The sequence below is a fragment of the uncultured Parasphingorhabdus sp. genome, assembly GCF_963975555.1.
Taxonomy (GTDB): Bacteria; Pseudomonadota; Alphaproteobacteria; order Sphingomonadales; family Sphingomonadaceae; genus Parasphingorhabdus.
The window spans coordinates 101515-121613 of sequence record NZ_CAXBHH010000001.1; the positions used below are offsets into that span (position 1 = coordinate 101515).

Annotated in this window: 19 protein-coding genes; 6 read left to right on the forward strand and 13 right to left on the reverse strand. The window is 57.8% G+C overall.

All coding sequences use genetic code 11. The features are described 5' to 3' along the window. The first annotated feature begins 1 nt into the window (after position 1). Genes AAC060_RS00470 through sppA form a run of 4 tightly spaced genes read left to right on the forward strand, consistent with a single transcriptional unit; the run spans position 2 to position 3573 of the window. The gene (locus AAC060_RS00470; RefSeq protein WP_339821613.1) at positions 2-442 is read left to right on the forward strand and encodes a DoxX family protein; all 441 of its coding nucleotides are present in this window, start codon (positions 2-4) and stop codon (positions 440-442) included. Positions 443-446: 4 nt separating this feature from the next. Continuing rightward, positions 447-971 (forward strand): sigma-70 family RNA polymerase sigma factor, encoded by a 525-nt coding sequence (locus AAC060_RS00475; RefSeq protein ID WP_339821615.1) that lies wholly within the window; start codon positions 447-449, stop codon positions 969-971. Positions 972-987: 16 nt separating this feature from the next. Then, positions 988-1626: a DUF1109 domain-containing protein gene (locus AAC060_RS00480; protein WP_339821617.1), complete on the forward strand. Its 639-nt coding sequence runs from the start codon at positions 988-990 to the stop codon at positions 1624-1626. A gap of 51 nt (positions 1627-1677) precedes the next feature. Continuing rightward, positions 1678-3573 (forward strand): signal peptide peptidase SppA, encoded by a 1896-nt coding sequence (gene sppA / locus AAC060_RS00485; protein WP_339821619.1) that lies wholly within the window; start codon positions 1678-1680, stop codon positions 3571-3573. On the opposite strand, the gene AAC060_RS00490 is transcribed toward sppA, so the two are convergent. The 8 genes from AAC060_RS00490 to mdh all read right to left on the reverse strand — a co-directional run bounded on the left by AAC060_RS00490 (position 3546) and on the right by mdh (position 13220). Next, positions 3546-4178: a trimeric intracellular cation channel family protein gene (locus AAC060_RS00490; RefSeq protein WP_339821622.1), complete on the reverse strand. Its 633-nt coding sequence runs from the start codon at positions 4176-4178 to the stop codon at positions 3546-3548. The genes sppA and AAC060_RS00490 overlap by 28 nt on opposite strands. Next, positions 4175-4855, reverse strand: coding sequence for a PepSY domain-containing protein (locus AAC060_RS00495; protein WP_339821624.1), 681 nt, complete (start codon positions 4853-4855; stop codon positions 4175-4177). The genes AAC060_RS00490 and AAC060_RS00495 overlap by 4 nt, the downstream gene beginning before the upstream one ends. A gap of 5 nt (positions 4856-4860) precedes the next feature. After that, positions 4861-5673: a hypothetical protein gene (locus AAC060_RS00500; RefSeq protein WP_339821626.1), complete on the reverse strand. Its 813-nt coding sequence runs from the start codon at positions 5671-5673 to the stop codon at positions 4861-4863. 4 nt (positions 5674-5677) lie between these two features. After that, positions 5678-7084, reverse strand: coding sequence for a dihydrolipoyl dehydrogenase (gene lpdA / locus AAC060_RS00505; protein WP_339821629.1), 1407 nt, complete (start codon positions 7082-7084; stop codon positions 5678-5680). A gap of 81 nt (positions 7085-7165) precedes the next feature. Then, a complete protein-coding gene (odhB, locus tag AAC060_RS00510; protein ID WP_339821632.1) occupies positions 7166-8392 on the reverse strand; it encodes a 2-oxoglutarate dehydrogenase complex dihydrolipoyllysine-residue succinyltransferase in 1227 nt (408 codons plus the stop codon). Positions 8393-8454: 62 nt separating this feature from the next. Next, positions 8455-11238: a 2-oxoglutarate dehydrogenase E1 component gene (locus tag AAC060_RS00515; RefSeq protein WP_339821635.1), complete on the reverse strand. Its 2784-nt coding sequence runs from the start codon at positions 11236-11238 to the stop codon at positions 8455-8457. A gap of 53 nt (positions 11239-11291) precedes the next feature. Further along, positions 11292-12182: a succinate--CoA ligase subunit alpha gene (gene sucD / locus AAC060_RS00520; RefSeq protein WP_335653353.1), complete on the reverse strand. Its 891-nt coding sequence runs from the start codon at positions 12180-12182 to the stop codon at positions 11292-11294. A 75-nt stretch (positions 12183-12257) separates the two neighbouring features. Continuing rightward, positions 12258-13220 (reverse strand): malate dehydrogenase, encoded by a 963-nt coding sequence (mdh, locus tag AAC060_RS00525; RefSeq protein ID WP_339821640.1) that lies wholly within the window; start codon positions 13218-13220, stop codon positions 12258-12260. 308 nt (positions 13221-13528) lie between these two features. Between mdh and AAC060_RS00530 the strand changes: the two genes are divergently transcribed. Next, a complete protein-coding gene (locus tag AAC060_RS00530; RefSeq protein ID WP_339821641.1) occupies positions 13529-14656 on the forward strand; it encodes a hypothetical protein in 1128 nt (375 codons plus the stop codon). Continuing rightward, positions 14653-15693, forward strand: coding sequence for a phosphotransferase (locus tag AAC060_RS00535; RefSeq protein ID WP_339821644.1), 1041 nt, complete (start codon positions 14653-14655; stop codon positions 15691-15693). The genes AAC060_RS00530 and AAC060_RS00535 overlap by 4 nt, the downstream gene beginning before the upstream one ends. Here AAC060_RS00535 and zapE read toward each other — a convergent pair. The 5 genes from zapE to AAC060_RS00560 all read right to left on the reverse strand — a co-directional run bounded on the left by zapE (position 15690) and on the right by AAC060_RS00560 (position 19985). Next, positions 15690-16805: a cell division protein ZapE gene (gene zapE, locus AAC060_RS00540; RefSeq protein ID WP_339821647.1), complete on the reverse strand. Its 1116-nt coding sequence runs from the start codon at positions 16803-16805 to the stop codon at positions 15690-15692. The two genes, AAC060_RS00535 and zapE, sit on opposite strands and share 4 nt — an antisense overlap. After that, positions 16802-17296 carry a PaaI family thioesterase gene (locus tag AAC060_RS00545; protein WP_339821650.1) on the reverse strand — a complete coding sequence of 165 codons (495 nt, stop codon included), beginning with the start codon at positions 17294-17296 and terminating at the stop codon, positions 16802-16804. The genes zapE and AAC060_RS00545 overlap by 4 nt, the downstream gene beginning before the upstream one ends. 21 nt (positions 17297-17317) lie before the next feature. Beyond that, positions 17318-18100, reverse strand: a complete 783-nt coding sequence (locus AAC060_RS00550) for a succinate dehydrogenase iron-sulfur subunit (protein ID WP_339821651.1) — start codon at positions 18098-18100, stop codon at positions 17318-17320. A gap of 104 nt (positions 18101-18204) precedes the next feature. Further along, on the reverse strand, positions 18205-19089 hold the full coding sequence (locus AAC060_RS00555; RefSeq protein ID WP_339821654.1) for an alpha/beta hydrolase: 885 nt from the start codon (positions 19087-19089) through the stop codon (positions 18205-18207). A gap of 92 nt (positions 19090-19181) precedes the next feature. After that, entirely contained in the window at positions 19182-19985 is an 804-nt protein-coding gene (locus AAC060_RS00560) for an NTP transferase domain-containing protein (RefSeq protein WP_339821657.1), read from the reverse strand. Positions 19986-20099 lie beyond the last annotated feature (114 nt).

Genomic DNA, 20099 nt, shown 5'->3' on the forward strand with positions numbered 1-20099 from the left:
AATGATGAAATTGATCAGAAAACTAATTCAAATGGTCAGCGGTTCGCTGCCCGAAGCCGTTGTCCTGCTATTCACGCGGGTTGCGCTCGCCGGCATATTCTGGCGTTCCGCCCGGACCAAGGTCGAAGACGGCAGCTGGCTGCAGATGAGCGACACGACGGTTTTCCTGTTTCAGGAAGAATATGGCATGCCCTATCCGGAAATCACCGGCCTGCTCGCGACCTATGCCGAACATTTTCTGCCGATACTGATTGTTCTGGGCCTGTTCACACGGCTCGGTGCAGCCGGATTGCTGGTCATGACCCTGGTCATCCAGCTGTTCGTCTATCCCGAGGCATGGTGGCAGACCCATATCATCTGGGTTGCGCTGGCCGGCATATTGATCGTGCGGGGCGGCGGGATGTTCTCGCTGGACCGGTTGCTCGGCCACAAGTTCGGCTGAGCTGATGATCGCCAATGAAGAAACCATGCGACTGTTGATGGTCAAGGCTCAGGGCGGCGACAAGCAATGCTATGCCAGCCTGCTGACCGAATGCGAAAAATGGCTGCGTCGCTATTATGGCCGGAAGATCAACCCGTCGGCGATCGATGATCTGGTGCAGGAGACGTTGATCTCGCTGCATCGCAAGCGGGCGAGCTATGATCCGGCGAGAGCGTTTCTCCCATGGCTCGCCGCCATCGGCCGTTACCGCTGGATCGACAGTCTGCGCAAGATTTATCGGCACGAGCATGACCAGCTCTACGAAGAAATGGTTGCCGATCCGCAGGACGGGGACGTGACCGCCAAGGTCAGCCTCGAACGACTGCTCGGCATGATCCCGCCGAAACAGGCCGAAGTGATCGGCCTGGTGAAGATTGAAGGCCTCAGTATCAACGAGGCGGCGGCGATGACCGGCCAGTCGGAATCTTTGGTGAAAGTGAACATCCATCGCGGGCTGAAAAAGCTCTCTGCGATGGTCGAAACAGAATGATGATAGAAGAGTGTAAATGATGTCAGACAAGATGATAGATCGCCTCGTCGACGACTTGACGCCGGTTAAACCATTGAAAGCCCGGGACGGGCTCGCGCTTACCCTGATGACCGCCGCAGTATTTGCGGCGCTGGTTGCCGTGTTTGGCGGAATCCGCGGTGATATATTGATGGGTATTCCGGATCCGATGTTCTTCCTGCGGGGCGGGGCCTTGCTCCTGCTTGGCCTGACCAGCAGCTACGCCGTCATTGCGATGAGCCAGCCCGCCGTCGGCAACAGTTTCAAAGGCTGGGTCTGGGCATTATTTGCCGCTTTGCTGTTTCCAGCGACGGCCGCCGTCATGGCAATGATAGCCGCACCGGATAATATGTCGATATTCGTGCCGCGCTATGGCGTCGAATGCCTCGCTATCAGCATGTTGGTGGGTACGGGCATAGCTGCAGCACAGGTTTTTTGGCTTCGCCGTGGCGCACCGGTCGCGCTGGACCGCGCAGGCTGGCTCGTCGGCATGTCCTCCGGCGCTCTGGGTGCGGCCGCCTATAGCCTGCACTGCCCGTTCAACAGTATATTCTATATCGGACTCTGGTACTCGCTGGCGGTAGCCATCTGTGCAATTCTCGGCCGGCTGATCGTCCCCCGTCTTATCCGCTGGTAATATCCTGTCCCGATCCCATATAGGTGGGGTCAATCCGGTCAAAACAGGGATATGAATATGCAGTTTGCGCGAGCGGCGTGGAGATTTCTGGTCGCACTAAAGGATGGCATGGTGCTGATCGCCATGCTGCTGTTTTTCGGCGCGCTTTATGCCCTGCTGTCGACGCAACCCAATAGCGGCGCAATCCGCAACGGTGCCTTGCTGCTCGACCTGAACGGCGTGATTGTCGAAGAACCGGCTGCGCCGACCTTCGAGGATTTTCTGGCCGGCAATAGTAGCGACAGCCCGCGCGAATATCGCTTGCGCGATGTCGTGCACGCCATTGATGCGACGGTCGAGGATGACCGCGTCAAGGCGATTGTCCTTGATCTCAGCAGTTTTGTCGGTGGCGGGCAGACCAGCCTCACCGATATCGGCGAGGCGCTTGAACGGGCCAAGAAATCTGGCAAGCCAATCTATGCTTTCGCCAGTTTCTACAGCGATGACAGCTACCAGCTTGCCGCCCATGCGACAGAAATCTGGATGGACCCGATGGGCGGAATCATCTTTGCCGGACCCGGCGGCAACCGCCTTTATTACAAAGGCCTGATCGACCGGCTTGGCGTCACCGCCAATATCTATCGCGTCGGAACCTATAAAAGTGCCGTCGAGCCCTATATGCGCGCTGACCAGTCGCCCGCATCGCGGGAGGCATCCGAAGCGCTTTACGGGGTGCTGTGGGACAGCTGGCAGGCCGAAGTGAAAAAATCCCGGCCGCAGGCAATCATCCAGCCATTTGCCGAAGACCCCGCTACATTCATCACCGCCGCAAGCGGCGACATCGCCTCGGTCGCGATACAACAGAAGCTGGTCGACAAGCTCGGCGACAAGACCGCCTTCGAACGCTTTGTCGCCGAAAAGGTCGGCGCTGACGAAAAGCCCTCACCGGACAGTTTCAAAAGCATCGACTATGATGACTTTGTTGCCGCACACCCGCGGGATACCGATGGCTCCCCTATTGGCGTCATCACCGTTGCCGGCGAAATTGTCGGCGGCGATACCGGGCCCGGCATGGCCGCCAGCGGACGGATTGCCGAGCTGATTTACAAGGCTCTGGATGAAGACCAAATCAAGGCTCTGGTTGTCCGGGTGGATTCGCCCGGCGGATCGGCCTTCGCCAGCGAGGAAATTCGTCTCGCCCTGCTCGAGGCCAGAAAAAAGAAGCTGCCGATTGTCATCTCCATGGGCGATGTCGCGGCCAGCGGTGGCTATTGGGTCGCAACGGCCGGCGATCATATTTTCGCCGAACCCGATACGATCACCGGCTCGATCGGCGTGTTCGCGGTTCTGCCCAGCTTTGAAAAAGCATTGGCCAAATGGGGCGTCACCGCCGACGGCGTCCAGACCACTCCATTGTCCGGAGAACCCGATTTTGTCGGTGGCTTCAGCGAAGACCTAAATGCCATCCTGCAGTCAGGCGTTGAAAACAGCTATGCCGACTTTATCAAACTGGTCGCCGCTGCGCGAAGCAAAACGCCGGCCGAGGTCGACACAATCGGGCAAGGCCGAGTCTGGGACGGCGGCACCGCTCGTCAACTGGGTCTGGTCGACGGCTTTGGCGGCATGACGGAAGCCCTCGCCGAGGCGGCCAAGCGTGCCGGACTGGCAGAAGGCGATTATCACGCGCAATATCTCGATCCGCAGGTCAACCTCTCATGGCTTCCCTTTGATGGCATTCCGTTCGTCCGGCAGGAAAGCGCGCCGATCACCGGTGTGACCGGCTGGGCCGCACAGCGGCAGAAGGCGATTTTTGGTCAAGCCATCGCAACCGCACAAGGCTTGCTGGTCCGCGAAGACGTCCAGGCATTATGTCTGGAATGCGGAACCGGAGTACAGCGGAACAAACTCGCGTCCGCCGGCTGGATCAACCAGCTGTTCGGCTATTCCTTCTCTCCGGCACCGCGATAGGCGGGTAAAGACAGACCCTTGATGATCGCCAGCGCGCGCAATGCAAAGCCGGCGGCAAAGGCGATCAGCGCGGCGATAAATCCCTGCACCCCGAACTGCACCAGCAGAACAAAGATCGAGGCAGCAAGCGCCCCGGCGGTGACATAAAGTTCCGGCCGGATGATGATCGAGGGTTCGCCAGAAATCAGGTCGCGGATCACGCCGCCGACGCTGGCGGTAATGATCCCCATAATCGCGGCGGGGACCGGATCAATCCCCAGTTGCATCGCCTTGGCCGCACCGAAAACCGAATAAGCGGCCAGACCGATGGCGTCGAACCAGTCGACCGCTGCCGGTCGCCAGAATTTGACTGGTGTCAGCCACACCAGCAGAGCAATGCTCAAACACAGGATCGGTACGCGGGCATCCTGCACCCAGAAGACCGGCGCGCCGATCAGCAGATCGCGGACGGTACCGCCGCCGACACCGGTGACGAGCGCGAAAAAACCGAAGGTGACCAAGGTCTGCCGGTTGCGCGCTGCGACCAGCGCACCGGAAATCGCAAATACCGCGATCCCGAACAGGTCGAGCCAGCCAAGCGCGCTATAGAGAAAGACCGAATTCATGATGCTTTCCTTCGTCTGCGCCGGGTGAACAACATGACAAAACCGAGTATCGATCCGAGCAGAGCAAGCGCGGCCGATCCGATCAATATCGGGTGGCTGGTATCTTCGCGGGTCTGCAGGTCCATGATATGCAGTCCCCACATGAAATCGAAGGCGCGCCAGAATTTGGTGCGGACAGAGAGAAGTTCGCCGGTATCGGCATCGATATAGAAGCGCGCATCATCGTCAAACACCACCTGCCACGCGGGTCGTCCGCTACGTTGATCCTTCGGCGCCTTGTCGGCATCAAATCGTGTCACAGAGCGGATCGCAGCACCGTCGGAACGGGCAGCACTGGCCAATGCATCGGCCTCGGAAGCAGAAACCGGTGGCAGCAAAGCGCCGGTCAGGGCATCCGCTCGCCGCTTGCCACCATCGGCATAGGCAATTACCCAAAAGGGTCCGGCTTCATTCTGCTGCAGGGTCAGGCTCTTTGTCTGACGTCCTTCGAGCAATGGCGCGACCGGCTTGATCGCATCCAGCGCCGGCATTTCGCTGCGCAGATGATTGCCGCGCACGGTTTCGATCGGCTGCGCGACCATCAACAATCCGCTGGCGGTCCAGATGATGATCGGCACCCCGATCAGCCAGCCGAGCCAGACATGCCAGCGCATGAGTTTATGATGTTTCATGTTCATGCCAATCAGGCCCCTGTTTCGCGAACCGCCGAAAATCCCAAAGCGAGACCATATCCGACAATGGCTGAAACACCATATCCGATAAGCGGCATGGGATATGGTCCAAAAAGTGATATAATGACGAAACCACCGATAGTCGCCAACGAAGCGATGAGGGGGATTTGATTCCTAGAATTCAAACCAAATAAAGGCATCACCAATGCCAAAATTAGCGAAACTGCCAGAATGACAGCGGCTGATGGATGGAATTCCCAAGCATCCCTGATCACATACTCCACGAATCGAACCGGCTGTAACGGATCAATTTGCGACAACGTCCATGAGAAACCGATTACGGTAATAGCTAGCATCCCGACGTACCACTTGTCGCGCTTTGCTATCGCAAGCACGAACACGCCTGAGAGCAACGCAAATGCACTTGCTCTATCAGGCTGCAATGAAACGATCAGGCTGATGGCGATGACCGTCAGTAGCGCCAATTCTCTCCGCAGGTCTGGCAAGAGCGAAATAGTCGCAGGCAGCAAAAGCAAACCGACATGCAATCTAACCGGGCCGACTGCAATCCAGCGATGAATCCCGTCAATTTCCGCGTCGCTGAACAGCGTTGCGGCAAAAAGCGCCAACGCAAAACCGGTGAAAGCGACTACGCCGAAGCCTCGATCTAGCCGTTTTAGAAAAACAGACAGGCCAATCGCGCAAGCAAGAGCCGCACCGTTGATGATCCAAAACTCACGCGGTGCACCGGCTGACAGCATATAGATGCAGCCCATCAGGACTGCGAAAGCCAAACCTGACAGACGGATCAACTGACTGGCCATCACACTACATATGAATCGGCTTGCCCTGTACCGCCATTGCCGCTTCCTTGATCGCTTCCGAATGGGTCGGATGGGCGTGACAGGTATAGGCGATATCCTCGCTGGTCGCGCCAAATTCCATCGCCTGGGTAACCTGCGCGATCATCGTGCCGGCCAGCGACGAGATGATATGCGCACCAAGCACGCGGTCGGTCTTCGCGTCGGCAATGATCTTCACATAGCCTTCGGTGTCGCGATTGGTCTTGGCGCGGCTGTTGGCGGCGAACAGGAATTTGCCGACCTTATATTCGACGCCGCTGTCCTTCACCTCTTCCTCGGTTTTGCCGATGCTGGCAATTTCGGGATAGGTGTAGACAACGCCGGGGATCAGGTCGTGATTGACGATGCCCTGCTGTCCGGCGATAAATTCGGCTGCGGCAATGCCTTCATCCTCTGCCTTGTGCGCGAGCATCGGACCAGGGGTCACGTCGCCAATCGCATAGACGCCGGGAACCTTGGTCTGGAAGTCATGCCCGACCTCGATCTGGCCGCGATCATTGGTTTCGACGCCGGAATTTTCCAGCGCGAGACCGTCGATATTCGGCTTGCGGCCGATCGCCACCAGCACGACATCGGCTTCCAGCGTTTCGCTGTCACCGCCCTTGGCCGGTTCCATGGTCAGGGTCGCTTTCTTGCCCTTGACCGAGCAGCCGGTGACCTTGGTACCGGTCTTGATATCAAAGCCCTGTTTCTTGAACATGCGGGCGCTGTCCTTGCGGATATCGCCGTCCATTCCCGGGAGAATCTGGTCGAGATATTCCACAACGGTTACTTTCGCGCCGAGCCGCAGCCAGACCGAACCGAGTTCAAGCCCGATCACGCCGCCGCCAATGACGACCAGATGACCCGGCACTTTCGACAGTTCGAGCGCGCCGGTGCTGTCGACCACGACTTGCTTGTCATTGTCGACTTCGATGCCGGGCAACGGAGTAACCGATGAGCCCGTCGCGATCAGGATGTTTTTCGCGGTGTAGCTCTTGTCGCCAACCTTGACCGTGTGCGCATCTTCGAACGCGCCGCGACCCTTGATCCAGTCGACCTTGTTCTTCTTGAACAGGAACGCGATGCCGCCGGTCAGCTCTTCAACCGCCTTCAGTTTCTCGGCCAGCATCTGCTTCAGGTCGAGCTTGGCGCCGGTCAGCTTGACGCCGAATTTCTCCAGCGCGCCGCTATGGGCCTCGTGATAAAGTTCCGACGCGTGGAGCATCGCCTTGGACGGGATGCACCCGACGTTGAGGCAGGTGCCGCCGAGCGTCTCGCGACTCTCGATGCAGCCGGTTTTCAGACCGAGTTGCGCCGCGCGGATGGCCGCGACATAGCCGCCTGGGCCGGAGCCGATTATCAGAAGATCATAGTCAAAATTGTCGGTCATACATCACCTCTATACTCGTCATGCTGAACTTGTTTCAGCATCTTGGGGGATCCTGAAACGAGTTCAGGATGACGAAAAATCCTACAAATCAATCAAAAGCCGCGCCGGATCCTCGATTGCTTCCTTCATCCGCACGAGGAAGGTCACCGCTTCGCGACCGTCGATCAGACGGTGGTCATAGCTGAGCGCCATATACATCATCGGACGGACAACGATCTCGCCATCCACAACGACAGCGCGATCCTCGATCCGGTGCAAGCCGAGCACGGCGGATTGCGGCGGGTTGATGATCGGCGTCGACATCAGCGAACCGAACACACCGCCATTGGAAATGGTGAAGGTCCCGCCCTGCATGTCCGCCATCGTCAACGTGCCGTCCTTGGCGCGCTTGCCGAAATCGCCGATGCTATTCTCGACATCGGCAAAACTCATCGCTTCGGCGTTGCGGATAACCGGAACGACCAGACCATTGGGCGCGCTGACTGCGACCGAAATATCGGCATAATCATGATAGACGATTTCTTCGCCATCAATCTGCGCGTTGACCGAGGGCACGTCTTTCAGCGCCATGCAGGCCGCCTTCACGAAAAAGCCCATGAAGCCAAGCTTGATGCCGTGTTTCTTGGCGAACAGCTCTTTATATTTGCTGCGCGTTTCGATTACCGCGGTCATGTCGACATCGTTGAACGTGGTCAGCAAGGCTGCCGTATCCTGCGCCTCTTTCAGCCGCCGAGCGACGGTCTGGCGCAAGCGGGTCATGCGTACCCGTTCTTCGTTGCGGTTGCCGGTCGCTGACGGAGCAGGCGGCGTTTGCGCGCCCTTGGCCGCGCCTTTTTCCGCTAGCGGGGCCTGCTGGCTGCTCTGGGCACCGGATTTCACATATTGCTCGACATCGGCCTTGGTCAGACGACCATCCTTGCCGCTGCCGCTGATCTTGCTCGGATCGACACCATGTTCAAGCACCAGCCGGCGGACCGACGGTGACAGGGTAATCGTGGTATCGGACTCTTCTACACTGGTTTCGACCTTGGCCGGAGCCGGAGCAGCTTTGGCAGCGGTCGCCGCGCCGCTTCCCGCTTCGATCGTCGCGATGACCGCACCGACTTCGACCGTATCACCGACCGCAACCTGATGCGCGCCCATCACACCGGCTTGCGGCGCGGGCACTTCCAGCGCCACCTTGTCGGTTTCCAGGCTGGCAATCGGCTCATCGGCGGCGACCGCATCGCCGGGCTGCTTGAGCCATTCGCCCAAAGTTGCTTCGGTGATCGATTCGCCCAGTACCGGGACTTTTACTTCTATTGCCATAATTTCATCTCTGCTTTCGTAGCTTGTCATGTTCCTGCCAGAACAGGAGAACGGCCCTTATATTATTCTACTTCGTGACCCAGCGCTTCGGCAATCAGCTGTGCCTGCTGCTGCTTGTGCCGGCTTGCCAGTCCGGTTGCCGGCGAGGCGGCAGCAGCGCGTCCGGCATAGACCGGTTCGCTTGGCCCGACGTTCGCCAGGGCAAGAGCTTTCTCCAGATAGGACCGGACAAAATGCCAGCTGCCGTTATTCTTCGGCTCTTCCTGTGCCCAGACCATCGTCTCGAGATTCTTCATCCGTTTGAGGCGGACCACCAGAGGTTCGCCCGGGAACGGATAAAGCTGTTCGATCCGGATGATCGCAGTATTCTTGTCACCGGCCGCATCCCGCGCTTCGATCAGGTCATATGCGACCTTGCCGGAGCAGAGCACCACACGCTTCACATCCTTGTCGGCCGGCGGATTGGTGTCGGACAATATCCGCATGAAATGCTGATTGCCCTGAAAATCTTCGGCTTTCGACACCGCCAGCTTGTGCCGCAACAGCGACTTCGGCGTCATGATGATCAAAGGCTTGCGGAAGGACCGCAGCATCTGACGACGAAGCACATGGAAATAATTGGCCGGGGTGGTGATATTGGCCACCTGGATATTATCCTGTGCGCAAAGTTGCAGGAACCGTTCCAGCCGAGCCGAACTATGTTCCGGACCCTGGCCTTCATAGCCATGGGGGAGCAACATGACGAGGCCGTTGGCACGCAGCCACTTGGCTTCGCCCGAAGCAATGAACTGGTCGATCATGATCTGCGCACCATTGGCAAAATCGCCAAATTGCGCTTCCCACAATACCAGAGTTTTCGGATCGGCACCGGCATAGCCATATTCAAAACCGAGCACGCCATATTCGCTGAGCGGACTGTCGAGCACTTCAAAGCGGCCATGACGAACGGTGCTCAACGGCACATATTTTTCTTCCGTGTCCTGATCGACCCATACGGCGTGGCGCTGGGAGAATGTGCCGCGTCCGCTATCCTGTCCGGACAGGCGTACATTATAGCCTTCCGAGACCAGTGCGCCATAAGCCAGCGCTTCGCCGGTTGCCCAGTCGAAATTCTCACCCGACTTGAACATCGTCGCCTTGGCTTCGAGAACCCGACCCAATGTCTTGTGGATGCGCAAGCCTTCGGGAACCGTCGTCAGCGTCCAGCCCAGGCTGTCGAACAATTTTGTGTCGATCGCGGTGTCAGCATTGCGGCGCGCGGTTTCCGGATCGGCCGGAATATGCAGCCCTTGCCAGCGACCGCCAAACCAGTCCGCCTTGTCGGCTTTATAGGTTGCTGCCGCCTGAAATTCGGTTTCGAGATGATCGGCGAATGCGCCACGCGTATCATCTGCCCATTTTGCGTCGATCACACCTTCTTCAACCAGGCGGGCTTCGTAAAGCTTGCTGACCTTGGGATGTTTCTTGATCGCGGCATACATGATCGGTTGGGTGAAGCTTGGTTCGTCGCCTTCATTATGGCCAAAGCGGCGATAGCACCACATGTCGATCACGATATCCCGGCCAAAACGCTGGCGGAATTCGATCGCGATCTTGCAAGCGAAGGTCACCGCTTCGGGGTCATCACCGTTGACGTGGAAAATCGGTGCCTGCACGCCTTTGGCGACATCCGACGGATAAGGTGAAGAGCGCGCGAATTGCGGGCTGGTGGTGAAACCGATCTGGTTGTTGATCACGAAATGGATGCAGCCGCCCGTGTTATAACCGCGGATGCCGGAGAAGCCGAGGCATTCCCAGACTATACCTTGGCCGGCAAAGGCCGCGTCACCGTGGATCAGGACCGGCAGGACCTGATCATGTTTTTCCAGATCGTCGCGCGCAACTTGCTGGGCGCGAACCTTGCCGAGCACCACCGGATCGACCGCTTCGAGATGCGACGGATTGGGCACAAGGCTCATATGGACATTGATGCCGTCAAATTCGCGGTCGGAGGAGGTTCCCAGATGATATTTCACATCACCCGACCCACCGACATCGTCAGGGTTGGCCGAGCCGCCATGGAATTCGTGGAAGATAACCTTGTAAGGCTTGGCCATCACATTGGCGAGAATGTTCAGACGGCCGCGATGGGCCATGCCATAAACAATATCGCGCACACCGACCTGGCCGCCATATTTAATGATATTTTCAAGCGCCGGCAGCATCGATTCACCGCCATCAAGCCCGAAACGCTTGGTCCCGACATATTTCTTGCCGAGGAAATTTTCATATTCCTCGCCTTCGATAACCTTGTTGAGGATTGCCTTCTTGCCTTCCGGCGTGAAGTGGATTTCGGCGTCCTTGCCTTCCATCCGGTCCTGCAAAAAACGTCGCTCCTCGATATCGGCTATATGCATATATTCGAGGCCGACCGGGCCACAATAATTGGCCCGCAACACCGCTTCGATTTCGCGGACGGTAGCCGTATCAAAACCCAAGACCCCGCCGAGGAAAATCGGCGTGTCCATTTCTTCTGCAGTAAAACCGTGGAATTCAGGCGTAAGATCAGCCGGTTCTTCAAGCTTGGACAGGCCCAGAGGATCAAGATTGGCACCGAGATGCCCGCGCACCCGATAGGTGCGGATCAGCATCATTGCCCGAATAGAATTTTCCGCCGCCCGCGCAACTTCCGCATTGGACATCGACTTGCCGGATTTCTCCGCTGCTGCCTTGATCTCGATGCCCATTTGCGTGGGATCGAGAGCGCTGTTCAGCTCGTCGGCGTCATCAATCGGCCAATGCTTGCGCTGCCAGCTCGGGCCGGCTTCCTTTTCGGATTCGAGAAACTCTTGACCTTCAAAACCCATGATCATTTCCTTGGGGGAGGGTGGCCCTCTGCGCTGGCAGAGGGCCCAATAATCTAGACCAGCTCTTTCAGCATCGCATCCAATGTCGTGCCAAGTTCGCTTGGCGAAGGCGACACACGGATACCCGCTGCTTCCATCGCCGCGATCTTGTCTTCCGCGCCGCCTTTGCCGCCGGAAACAATCGCACCGGCGTGGCCCATGCGGCGTCCCGGAGGAGCCGTGAGACCGGCGATAAAGCCGACCGTTGGTTTCGAACGGCCCTTCTTCGCTTCGTCGGCCAGGAATTGCGCTGCTTCTTCTTCCGCGCTGCCGCCGATTTCACCGATCATGATGATCGACTTGGTTTCGTCGTCGGCAAGGAACAGTTCGAGCACGTCGATGAAGTTGGTGCCGTTGACCGGATCGCCGCCGATGCCGACCGCTGTCGTCTGACCGAGGCCAACCGCTGTGGTCTGGTGCACGGCTTCATAGGTGAGCGTACCGGAGCGCGAAACCACGCCAACCGAGCCCTTCATGAAGATGCTGCCTGGCATGATACCGATCTTGCATTCACCGGGAGTCAGAACGCCGGGGCAGTTGGGACCGATCAGGCGCGACTTGCTGCCCTGCAGCGCGCGCTTGACGCGAACCATGTCGAGAACGGGAACGCCCTCGGTAATCGCAACGATCAGCTCGATCTCGGCATCAATGGCTTCGAGGATCGAGTCCGCTGCGAACGGAGGTGGAACATACACAACCGAGGCCGTCGCGCCGGTGGCTTCCTTGGCTTCCGCCACGGTGTTGTAGTTCGGCAGCCCGATATGGGTCGTGCCACCCTTGCCCGGCGTAACGCCCGCAACCATCTGCGTGCCATAAGCCAAGGCCTGTTCCGTGTGGAACGTACCGGTATTGCCGGTCATGCCCTGGGTAATTACCTTGGTATTTTTGTCGATTAAAATGCTCATAAAACTACTTCCTCGTCGCTCCGGCGAAAGCCGGGCTTTCCCATGAGACCCCGACGTTCGCCGGGATATTGATTTTTATGCCAGACTTGGATCCAGTGCCTTACAAGCTGCCAGCAATTCCTTGACCGCGTCGACCGACACGTCGAAATTGCCCTGCGCTTCTTCGCTCAGTTCGATTTCGATGATCTTCTCGACGCCGTCTTTGCCGATGATGCACGGCACGCCGACATAGAGATTGTCGACGCCATATTGACCGGTCAGGTGGGCCGCAGCAGGCAGTACACGGCGTTTGTCCTTGAGATAGCTTTCCGCCATCATGATCGCGCTGGTCGCCGGCGCATAATAAGCCGAGCCATTGCCGAGCAATTGAACGATTTCGCCGCCGCCGGAGCGGGTGCGCTGGACGATCGCGTCGATATTTTCCTGCGTGGTCCAGCCCATTTTGATGAGATCGGGGATCGGGATACCGGCAACCGTGGAATAAGCCGGAACCGGAACCATCGTATCGCCGTGGCCGCCAAGAACGAAGGCGGTGACATCTTCAACCGAGACGTTGAATTCCTGTGCAAGGAAGGTGCGGAAGCGCGCGCTGTCGAGAACGCCGGCCATGCCGACAACCTTGTTATGCGGCAGTCCGGAAAATTCGCGCAACGCCCAGACCATCGCGTCGAGCGGGTTGGTGATGCAGATAACGAAAGCATCCGGCGCGTGGGCCTTGATGCCCTCGCCAACAGCCTTCATCACTTTCAGATTGATGCCGAGCAGATCGTCGCGGCTCATGCCGGGCTTGCGCGGGACGCCTGCGGTCACGATGATCACATCGGCGCCGGCAATATCGGCATAGTCGCTGGTGCCCTTGAGATTGGAGTCGAACCCGTCGACCGGAGCCGCCTGGCTCAGATCGAGCGCCTTGCCCGCTGGCATGCCTTCGGCAATATCAAACAGGACGACATCGCCCATTTCCTTGGAAGCTGCGAGGTGGGCGAGCGTGCCGCCGATCATGCCTGCGCCGATCAGCGCAATCTTGTTACGGGCCATGTTGGGAAATTCTCCTGATAGAATAGAGTCGAAAAAGGATATTAACGACCGGATTAGGCCGCAATTAAGACAAATTCAACCGCATATAGCAGCATTTTACCTTCTATCTTTGCAATTGGTTCGCAGTAGCAATAATGACAGCTTGATTCCTGAAAATATGCCGTCGCCCTTGCGCAGGCAGGGGCCTAATCCAATTGTCAGAGTCGCCCCAAAGATTGGTTTGGGTCCCAGCCTTCGCTGGCATGCCGACGAACCGGAAAACATGCTTCCAAATCTTCCAATCTTTTGCGTTGCAAAGTGAAATTGAAATGGCATGGTGCAAAGAAAAAGAGGATGCCAATATGCTGACAAAAGGCGACGAATATCCGCTGCACCAGACACCGGAACCGATGGCGCTATCGGGCGGAAACCGCAATTTCTACGACCGTTATTTCTTCAACGGCTATTCGCCCGACGGCAACATCTTCTTCGCCGCAGCCCTCGGTATCTACCCGCAGCTCGATATCATGGACGCCGCCTTTTGTGTCTCGATTGACGGCAAACAGCATAATCTGCGCGCCTCGAAGAGAATGTCCAGCGAACGGCTCGATCTGACCGTCGGACCGGTCACCGTCACCATCATCGAACCGCTTCAGCAGCTTGGCCTGACCGTCACCGGCAACGACAGCGCGATCACCGCCGAAATCCGCTTCACCGCCCGCCACCAGCCGATCGAGGAGCCCCGCTTCATCCGCCGCGACGGCCCGCGCCTGCTGATGGACTATACCAGAATGACGCAAAACGGCGACTGGTCCGGCACAATTACCGTCGATGGCCAGGATATCGATATCGGCAATTGCCGGGGCACCCGCGACCGCAGCTGGGGCATCCGGCAAGTCGGCGCATCGGAATCGCAGCCGCCGCCAGCCGGGGCTTTCCCGCAGTTCTGGTGGCTCTGGACCCCGCTCAATTTCGATGACCATGCCTGTTTCTTCCACAGCAACGACGACGGCGACGGCCTGCCGTGGAACCGGCGCGGCGTGGTCGACGCCATCTCCGGCAGTGTAACCGAGTTCGAGCCGAAGACTATCGACCTCAGCTATCACAGCGGTTCCCGCCGGATCAAACAGGTCCGGCTCGCAACCGGCAACGGATCGCTCTCGATCACACCCCGCACTGGAAATGCCGCCCGTTCATTCTATATGTCCGGCCTCGGCTATCTCCATCCGGTCTGGGGCCACGGCATGGATCATGGCGATCTCGAAGTCGCCCATGATGTCATTTTCCTCGATCCGGCCCCAGCCATCGATATGACCACCATCCATATCCAGGCGCTCAGCGATACGGTGCTGACCGTCAATGGCCGGGAGCATCACGGCATCGGCGTGGTCGAACAATTGTTCATCGGGCCGCACGCCACCACCGGCCTCAGCGGGCTCATGGACCCCGCAGTATGAGTCGCCGCTTTCCCGTACGACCCGAAGAATTCGAGATCGCGTTTATCGAGCAGGTCTTTGATGCAGCACCGGGATCACTCAAATCCCTGACCCACGAACCGGTCGGTACCGGCCAGGTCTGCGACAGTTACCGCTTCACCTGCGACTGGTCCGGGGGCGATCATCCGGCGACCTTCATCGCCAAATGCCCAAGCGCCGATCCGACCAGCCGGGCTGCAGCGGCATTCTTCCATCTCTATGATATGGAGGTCGGCTGGTACCGGGATGTTGCGGATCATTGCAAGGCGCTCTGCCCGGGATCCTATCACGCCGATATTGCCGAAAACGAGCAGGAATTCGTGCTCCTGCTCGAAGACATGGCACCTGCATCGCAGGGCGATCAACTGGCGGGCGCTTCGTTGAACCAGGTCAGGACCACACTGGCGGAAGCCGCCGCTCTGCATAGTTTCGAACCGGAAGCCGGTTTCGACAATCTGCCATGGCTCCATCACGGAGATAGCAACAGCGAGCTTCTCGAGAACAGCCTGTCCGCCGGCTATCCTGTCTTTCGCGAGCGTTTCTCGTCCTTGCTCTCACCGGACATATTGGATCTGGGCCAACAGCTGGTGGATCGGATCAGCGCCTATATAGCATTCCAGCCGGACCAGCCGGCGATCACCCACGGCGATATGCGGCTCGACAATATATTATTCCACGACGATGGCCACATCGCTGCGCTGGTGGACTGGCAGACCTGCTCCCTGGGCAACCCAGCGCATGATGTCGCCTATCTGATCGGCACAAGCTTCGCCGATCCGGCGGCTCGGCGGGAACATGAAGAGCAGCTTGTTCGCGAATATCTCGACCGCCGCACAAACGCGCCGGACTTTGATGCCTTCTGGGTCGAATACCGCCGCTATGCGTTTTCCGGATTCATCATGGCTATCAACGCGTCGCTCCATGTCGAACGAACCGAGCGTGGAGACCGGATGTTCGCGGCGATGGCCGAGCGGCCGGCCCATATGGCAATGGAACTGGACAGCTTGAGTCTGCTCTAGACCGCGGCCCCGTGACCCAAGGCAAGATAGTCATCCGACTGCATCTCTAGCAACCGCGATGCGGTCCGTTCAAATTCGAAGGCGCCGTCGCCCGCAGGATATAGTGAATCCGGCTCCGCATCGGCGCTGGCCAGCAGCTTGACCCGATATTCGTAGAGCGCATCGATCAGCGTGACAAAGCGCGCCGCCTCGTTGCGATTTTCCTTGGACAGAACCGGAATTCCGACGATGATAACGCTATGATAATGGCGCGCGATCGCCAGATAATCTTGCGCACCGCGCGCTTCCGCACAAAGCCGTTTGAACGAAAATACGCCGACGCCCTTGAGCGACTTCGGCACGGTCAGCATCCGGCCGCCCTGCACCTCTATCTCCGCCGACGGGACATGGGCACGATCCTCCGGCGGATAGTCGGTCAGGCGGAAGAAGGCTTCGCTCAGCGCTTTTGTTGCCGCCTCGCCATTGGGTACGTGCCAGAGATCAACGTCACCCAGCCGCTCGCGGCGATAGTCGGTCGGACCGTTGAGCGAAATCACGTCGAGCCTCGTTTTGAGCAGTTCGATAAACGGCAGAAAATGTTCGCGGTTGAGGCCGTCCTTGTACAGGTCGTCGGGCGGCCGGTTGGACGTGGTGACAATCGTCACGCCCGCCTCGACCAGCCCGGTAAAAAGCCGCGACATGATCATCGCGTCGGCGCTGTTGTTGACCACCATTTCGTCAAAGGCGAGAAAACGCGCTTCGCCGGCCAGCGCCTTGGCCACCGGAATCACCGGATCGCCCTGCTCCTTCTTGCGCTCTTCGTTGAGCCGGGCGTGCACGTCGAGCATGAACTCGTGGAAATGGGCGCGTTTCTTGCGGTTAATATCGAGACTATTGTAGAACAGGTCCATCAGCATCGACTTGCCGCGCCCGACGCCGCCCCACATATAGATACCCTGCGGTGCCTGCGGCTTCTTGCTAAAGGCACGCCACAGGATGCTGCCCCGCGGCGGCACCGCTTCGAGTTCCTTCTGCAAACGGGCAAGCCGTTTCGCGCAAGCATCCTGATCGGGATCGGGTTTCAGTTCCCCTTGCGCAATCAAAGCCAGATAGCGCTGATAGAATTTGCTCATTGCAGATCTGTTTTCTGGCGAGGCGCCTTTTTCACGATGGCGGTAAAGGAAGCCATATTGTCCTGACCATTTTCGCCCTGCACCACCAGCCCGCGCATGAACAGAAAGCGGCCGGTTTCGCGGGTAATCTCAACTTGTGCCTCGAGCGGCTCGTCGATCCGCGCAGAACCGAGGAAATGCGTCTGCAATTCCAGCGTTACAGCATAGCCGGCCGCGCCGAGGTCCAGCACCCGCATCGCGGCGAACAGGGAACAGTCGATAAAGCCCATCATCGTCCCGCCATGGACCGCATCGCCAAGATTGCGGTGCTTGCGTTCGGGGAACATGCGCACCCGGGCGATATTGTCGCCCACTCCGTCGCCACCGCTGCGGACGACCATTTTGCCTAGAAAACTATTATAGCAATCCGGATCGTTCAGCTGCCATATATTCCAGCCCGGATGCTCGGGATCGGGACCGCTGATGTCAAAATTGCGCTCGGCTTCAGTCATGAATTGGCGCCCGTGTTCGAATCAGATTTCGCGCGAGGCGGTCATCTTCTTGATCTCGGCAATCGCCTTGGCCGGGGACAGGCCCTTGGGGCAGGCATTGGCACAATTCATGATCGTGTGGCAGCGATAGAGCCGGAACGGGTCTTCCAGTTCGTCGAGCCGCTCACCGGTCATTTCATCGCGACTGTCGGCGAGCCAGCGATAGGCCTGCAACAGGATGGCGGGGCCGAGGAACTTGTCGCTGTTCCACCAGTAGCTGGGGCAACTGGTCTGGCAGCAAGCGCACAAAATGCACTCATAAAGCCCGTCCAGCTTGTTGCGATCAGCCGGTGATTGCAGCCGTTCCTTGCCCGATGGTGTTGGTGTGACCGTCTTCAGCCAAGGCTGGATCGAAGCATATTGCGCATAGAAATGGGTAAAGTCAGGGACCAGATCCTTGATCACTTCCATATGCGGCAGCGGGGTAATCGTGACCTTGTTACCGCAATCTTCGATCGCAGTGGTACAGGCCAGACCATTTTTGCCGTTGATATTCATCGCACAGGACCCGCAAATACCTTCGCGGCAGGAGCGGCGGAAGGTCAGCGTAGCATCCTGCTCCGACTTCATCTTGATCAACGCGTCGAGAACCATCGGCCCGCATTCGTCCGTATCGATTTCAAATGTGTCGTAGTGCGGATTCTCGCCCTTGTCGGGATCGTAGCGATAGACTTTAAACGGCCGCTTTTTCCCACCGGTCAGAGCTTTGTGCAACTCACCGGTTTTACGGATCTTGCTGTTCTTGGGGAGCGTAAAAGTAGCCATGTCTATCGGATTCCCTTGTTCTGCCGAACCGCATAACCAAGAAGCGCCATTATCTCAACCGTTTTGCACTGCAAAAACAGCGGTTCCCCTATCAAATCGTACAATCACTCATGTCGTTCAAAAAAGGCGACCATGTCATCCAGCACCGAAGCCTTGTGTCGAAACGGCTTGGATAGCGCCATCATGATCTCGAGATGGTCGACATCGGGATATTCGACATATTCGGCATCACCACCCGCCTCGAGCATCTTGTCGCGCAAGATCCTGCTGTTCCGGGGCCTGACCTGAGTGTCATTGGTACCGGTCGAAAGCCACAGCGGCGGCGCATCCGAGCGGACAAAATTGACCGGCTGGGTCATTTCGGGCTTTTGATAATCACCAAAGCTCTGTTTCGTGGTTTCGGAATCAAACGGATAGAAATCATAGGGCCCGGCCAGCGCCGCCACGCCTCTGATCAGGTCCGGCGACTTGCCCTCGCGACCCAGCCATTGCCGGTCGAGCGCCAGCATCATCGCATTATAAGCGCCGGCGGATTGTCCGGACAGGAATATCCGATTCGGATCACCGCCATGTTCGCCGATATGATCATCCACCCAGGCCAGCGCCTTGGCGCTGTCTTCGAGAAAACCGGGAAAGCGGGTATCAGGGAATAGCCGATAGTCTGGTAACACCACCATATAACCGCGATTGGCCAGCGCCCGTCCGGTGAAGGCATATTGATCCTTGGCCCCGTCGCGCCAGCCGCCGCCATAGATAAAGACGATGACAGGAAGCGGCCCTGTCGCAGCGGTTTTTGGAGCCCAGATATTAAGTCCGAGACCCAGCGCCTCGTCGTAAATCTTGTCCTGCACCAACAGCCTGGCGTCGCTGTCACCCGGCATGAAATTATTGACCATATCCAGTTGCTTCGGCCCGGGCTGCGAAAAAAACCAGAACGCGAAGCCGCCGCACGCCAGCAGCAACACACCGATAATGACGAGCCATTTCATAAATTGATCCTTAGCCAGCCCCTCATCCGCTGGCAATGGCGCTTCGGGCGGCATCCGCGCGCGCCAATCTGTAGCGTTACGTCGTCAGTCAATCAGATTTCAAGCGTTTGAACACGGTTTTCCAAAATCGCCTCCACGACGCGATAGGTGGTCTCGTTGTCGACGTCGACGGCTTGTGTGCCGTCGCTGATCGGCACGCGCCGCAACGTAATGCCAAAACGCTTGGAGATTCGGCGAAAAGCCTGGTCGATATTAACGAGGCCCAGACGCATTATCAGGATGTTGAGCAGTCCAAACGCGGTCACAAGACGCCGGGGATTGTTCATGAACTGCCCGCCTTCCCGAAATATTTCTACTGCATTCAGCGCCTTCCGATCAGCGATCCCGTACAGGTTGCAATTGGCATAGCCGTGATCACGAAATTCGTAATAAGACCGCTGGGCTTGAGGATGCACGCCCCGGATATCGTCTTTATTGGCGAGGGCGGCTACCGCATCCGCTCCGTCGTTCATCACCTTTATCGCCCGGTCGATGCTATCGTGCCGGATCAGAACATTATCGGCGGTCGTAACGATGAATGGCGCGGTTCCCTCCGCGCACCCCAGTAAGACACTCTCTGCAATATTCTTGTCTGAAGTGACAAAATGGATCGGGAGATCTTTTCGCACGAATGTTTCGGCAACGGGACGCACAGCGCGTTCCCCATCGGGTTCGATCAAAATATAAATGGCTCTGCAACCGGGATGAGAGGAGACCGATGCCAATGTACGGGAGATCAGTGCCTCGCCTACAATCGGGACCAGGCATTTGTGGCTGACGCCATGAGCTTGAGCGAGCGGGTTGATAACCCCCGTTCGCTGCGCCGCAAGCAATATTACGTCGAATTTGGCAATCATCTGTTAGTTTTGAATAATACACCAAATTTTTTCAAGAGGAAATTCGGTAATAGAGAGATAGAAATAACCGGATTTTGAGATAAAGAGTAGCACTACCGCCGGATCATAAATCGG

What these genes read in the sequence shown, in the direction of transcription:
- AAC060_RS00500 (WP_339821626.1), bottom strand. Translation starts at nt 5,673, where the DNA reads ATGGCCAGTCAGTTGATCCGTCTGTCAGGTTTGGCTTTCGCAGTCCTG.
- AAC060_RS00495 (WP_339821624.1), bottom strand. Translation starts at nt 4,855, where the DNA reads ATGAACATGAAACATCATAAACTCATGCGCTGGCATGTCTGGCTCGGC.
- sppA (WP_339821619.1), top strand. Translation starts at nt 1,678, where the DNA reads ATGAATATGCAGTTTGCGCGAGCGGCGTGGAGATTTCTGGTCGCACTA.
- AAC060_RS00555 (WP_339821654.1), bottom strand. Translation starts at nt 19,089, where the DNA reads ATGAAATGGCTCGTCATTATCGGTGTGTTGCTGCTGGCGTGCGGCGGC.
- AAC060_RS00560 (WP_339821657.1), bottom strand. Translation starts at nt 19,985, where the DNA reads ATGATTGCCAAATTCGACGTAATATTGCTTGCGGCGCAGCGAACGGGG.
- zapE (WP_339821647.1), bottom strand. Translation starts at nt 16,805, where the DNA reads ATGAGCAAATTCTATCAGCGCTATCTGGCTTTGATTGCGCAAGGGGAA.
- odhB (WP_339821632.1), bottom strand. Translation starts at nt 8,392, where the DNA reads ATGGCAATAGAAGTAAAAGTCCCGGTACTGGGCGAATCGATCACCGAA.
- AAC060_RS00470 (WP_339821613.1), top strand. Translation starts at nt 2, where the DNA reads ATGATGAAATTGATCAGAAAACTAATTCAAATGGTCAGCGGTTCGCTG.
- AAC060_RS00545 (WP_339821650.1), bottom strand. Translation starts at nt 17,296, where the DNA reads ATGACTGAAGCCGAGCGCAATTTTGACATCAGCGGTCCCGATCCCGAG.
- AAC060_RS00490 (WP_339821622.1), bottom strand. Translation starts at nt 4,178, where the DNA reads ATGAATTCGGTCTTTCTCTATAGCGCGCTTGGCTGGCTCGACCTGTTC.
- AAC060_RS00515 (WP_339821635.1), bottom strand. Translation starts at nt 11,238, where the DNA reads ATGGGTTTTGAAGGTCAAGAGTTTCTCGAATCCGAAAAGGAAGCCGGC.
- AAC060_RS00550 (WP_339821651.1), bottom strand. Translation starts at nt 18,100, where the DNA reads ATGGCTACTTTTACGCTCCCCAAGAACAGCAAGATCCGTAAAACCGGT.
- AAC060_RS00530 (WP_339821641.1), top strand. Translation starts at nt 13,529, where the DNA reads ATGGCATGGTGCAAAGAAAAAGAGGATGCCAATATGCTGACAAAAGGC.
- AAC060_RS00535 (WP_339821644.1), top strand. Translation starts at nt 14,653, where the DNA reads ATGAGTCGCCGCTTTCCCGTACGACCCGAAGAATTCGAGATCGCGTTT.
- mdh (WP_339821640.1), bottom strand. Translation starts at nt 13,220, where the DNA reads ATGGCCCGTAACAAGATTGCGCTGATCGGCGCAGGCATGATCGGCGGC.
- sucD (WP_335653353.1), bottom strand. Translation starts at nt 12,182, where the DNA reads ATGAGCATTTTAATCGACAAAAATACCAAGGTAATTACCCAGGGCATG.
- lpdA (WP_339821629.1), bottom strand. Translation starts at nt 7,084, where the DNA reads ATGACCGACAATTTTGACTATGATCTTCTGATAATCGGCTCCGGCCCA.
- AAC060_RS00475 (WP_339821615.1), top strand. Translation starts at nt 447, where the DNA reads ATGATCGCCAATGAAGAAACCATGCGACTGTTGATGGTCAAGGCTCAG.
- AAC060_RS00480 (WP_339821617.1), top strand. Translation starts at nt 988, where the DNA reads ATGATGTCAGACAAGATGATAGATCGCCTCGTCGACGACTTGACGCCG.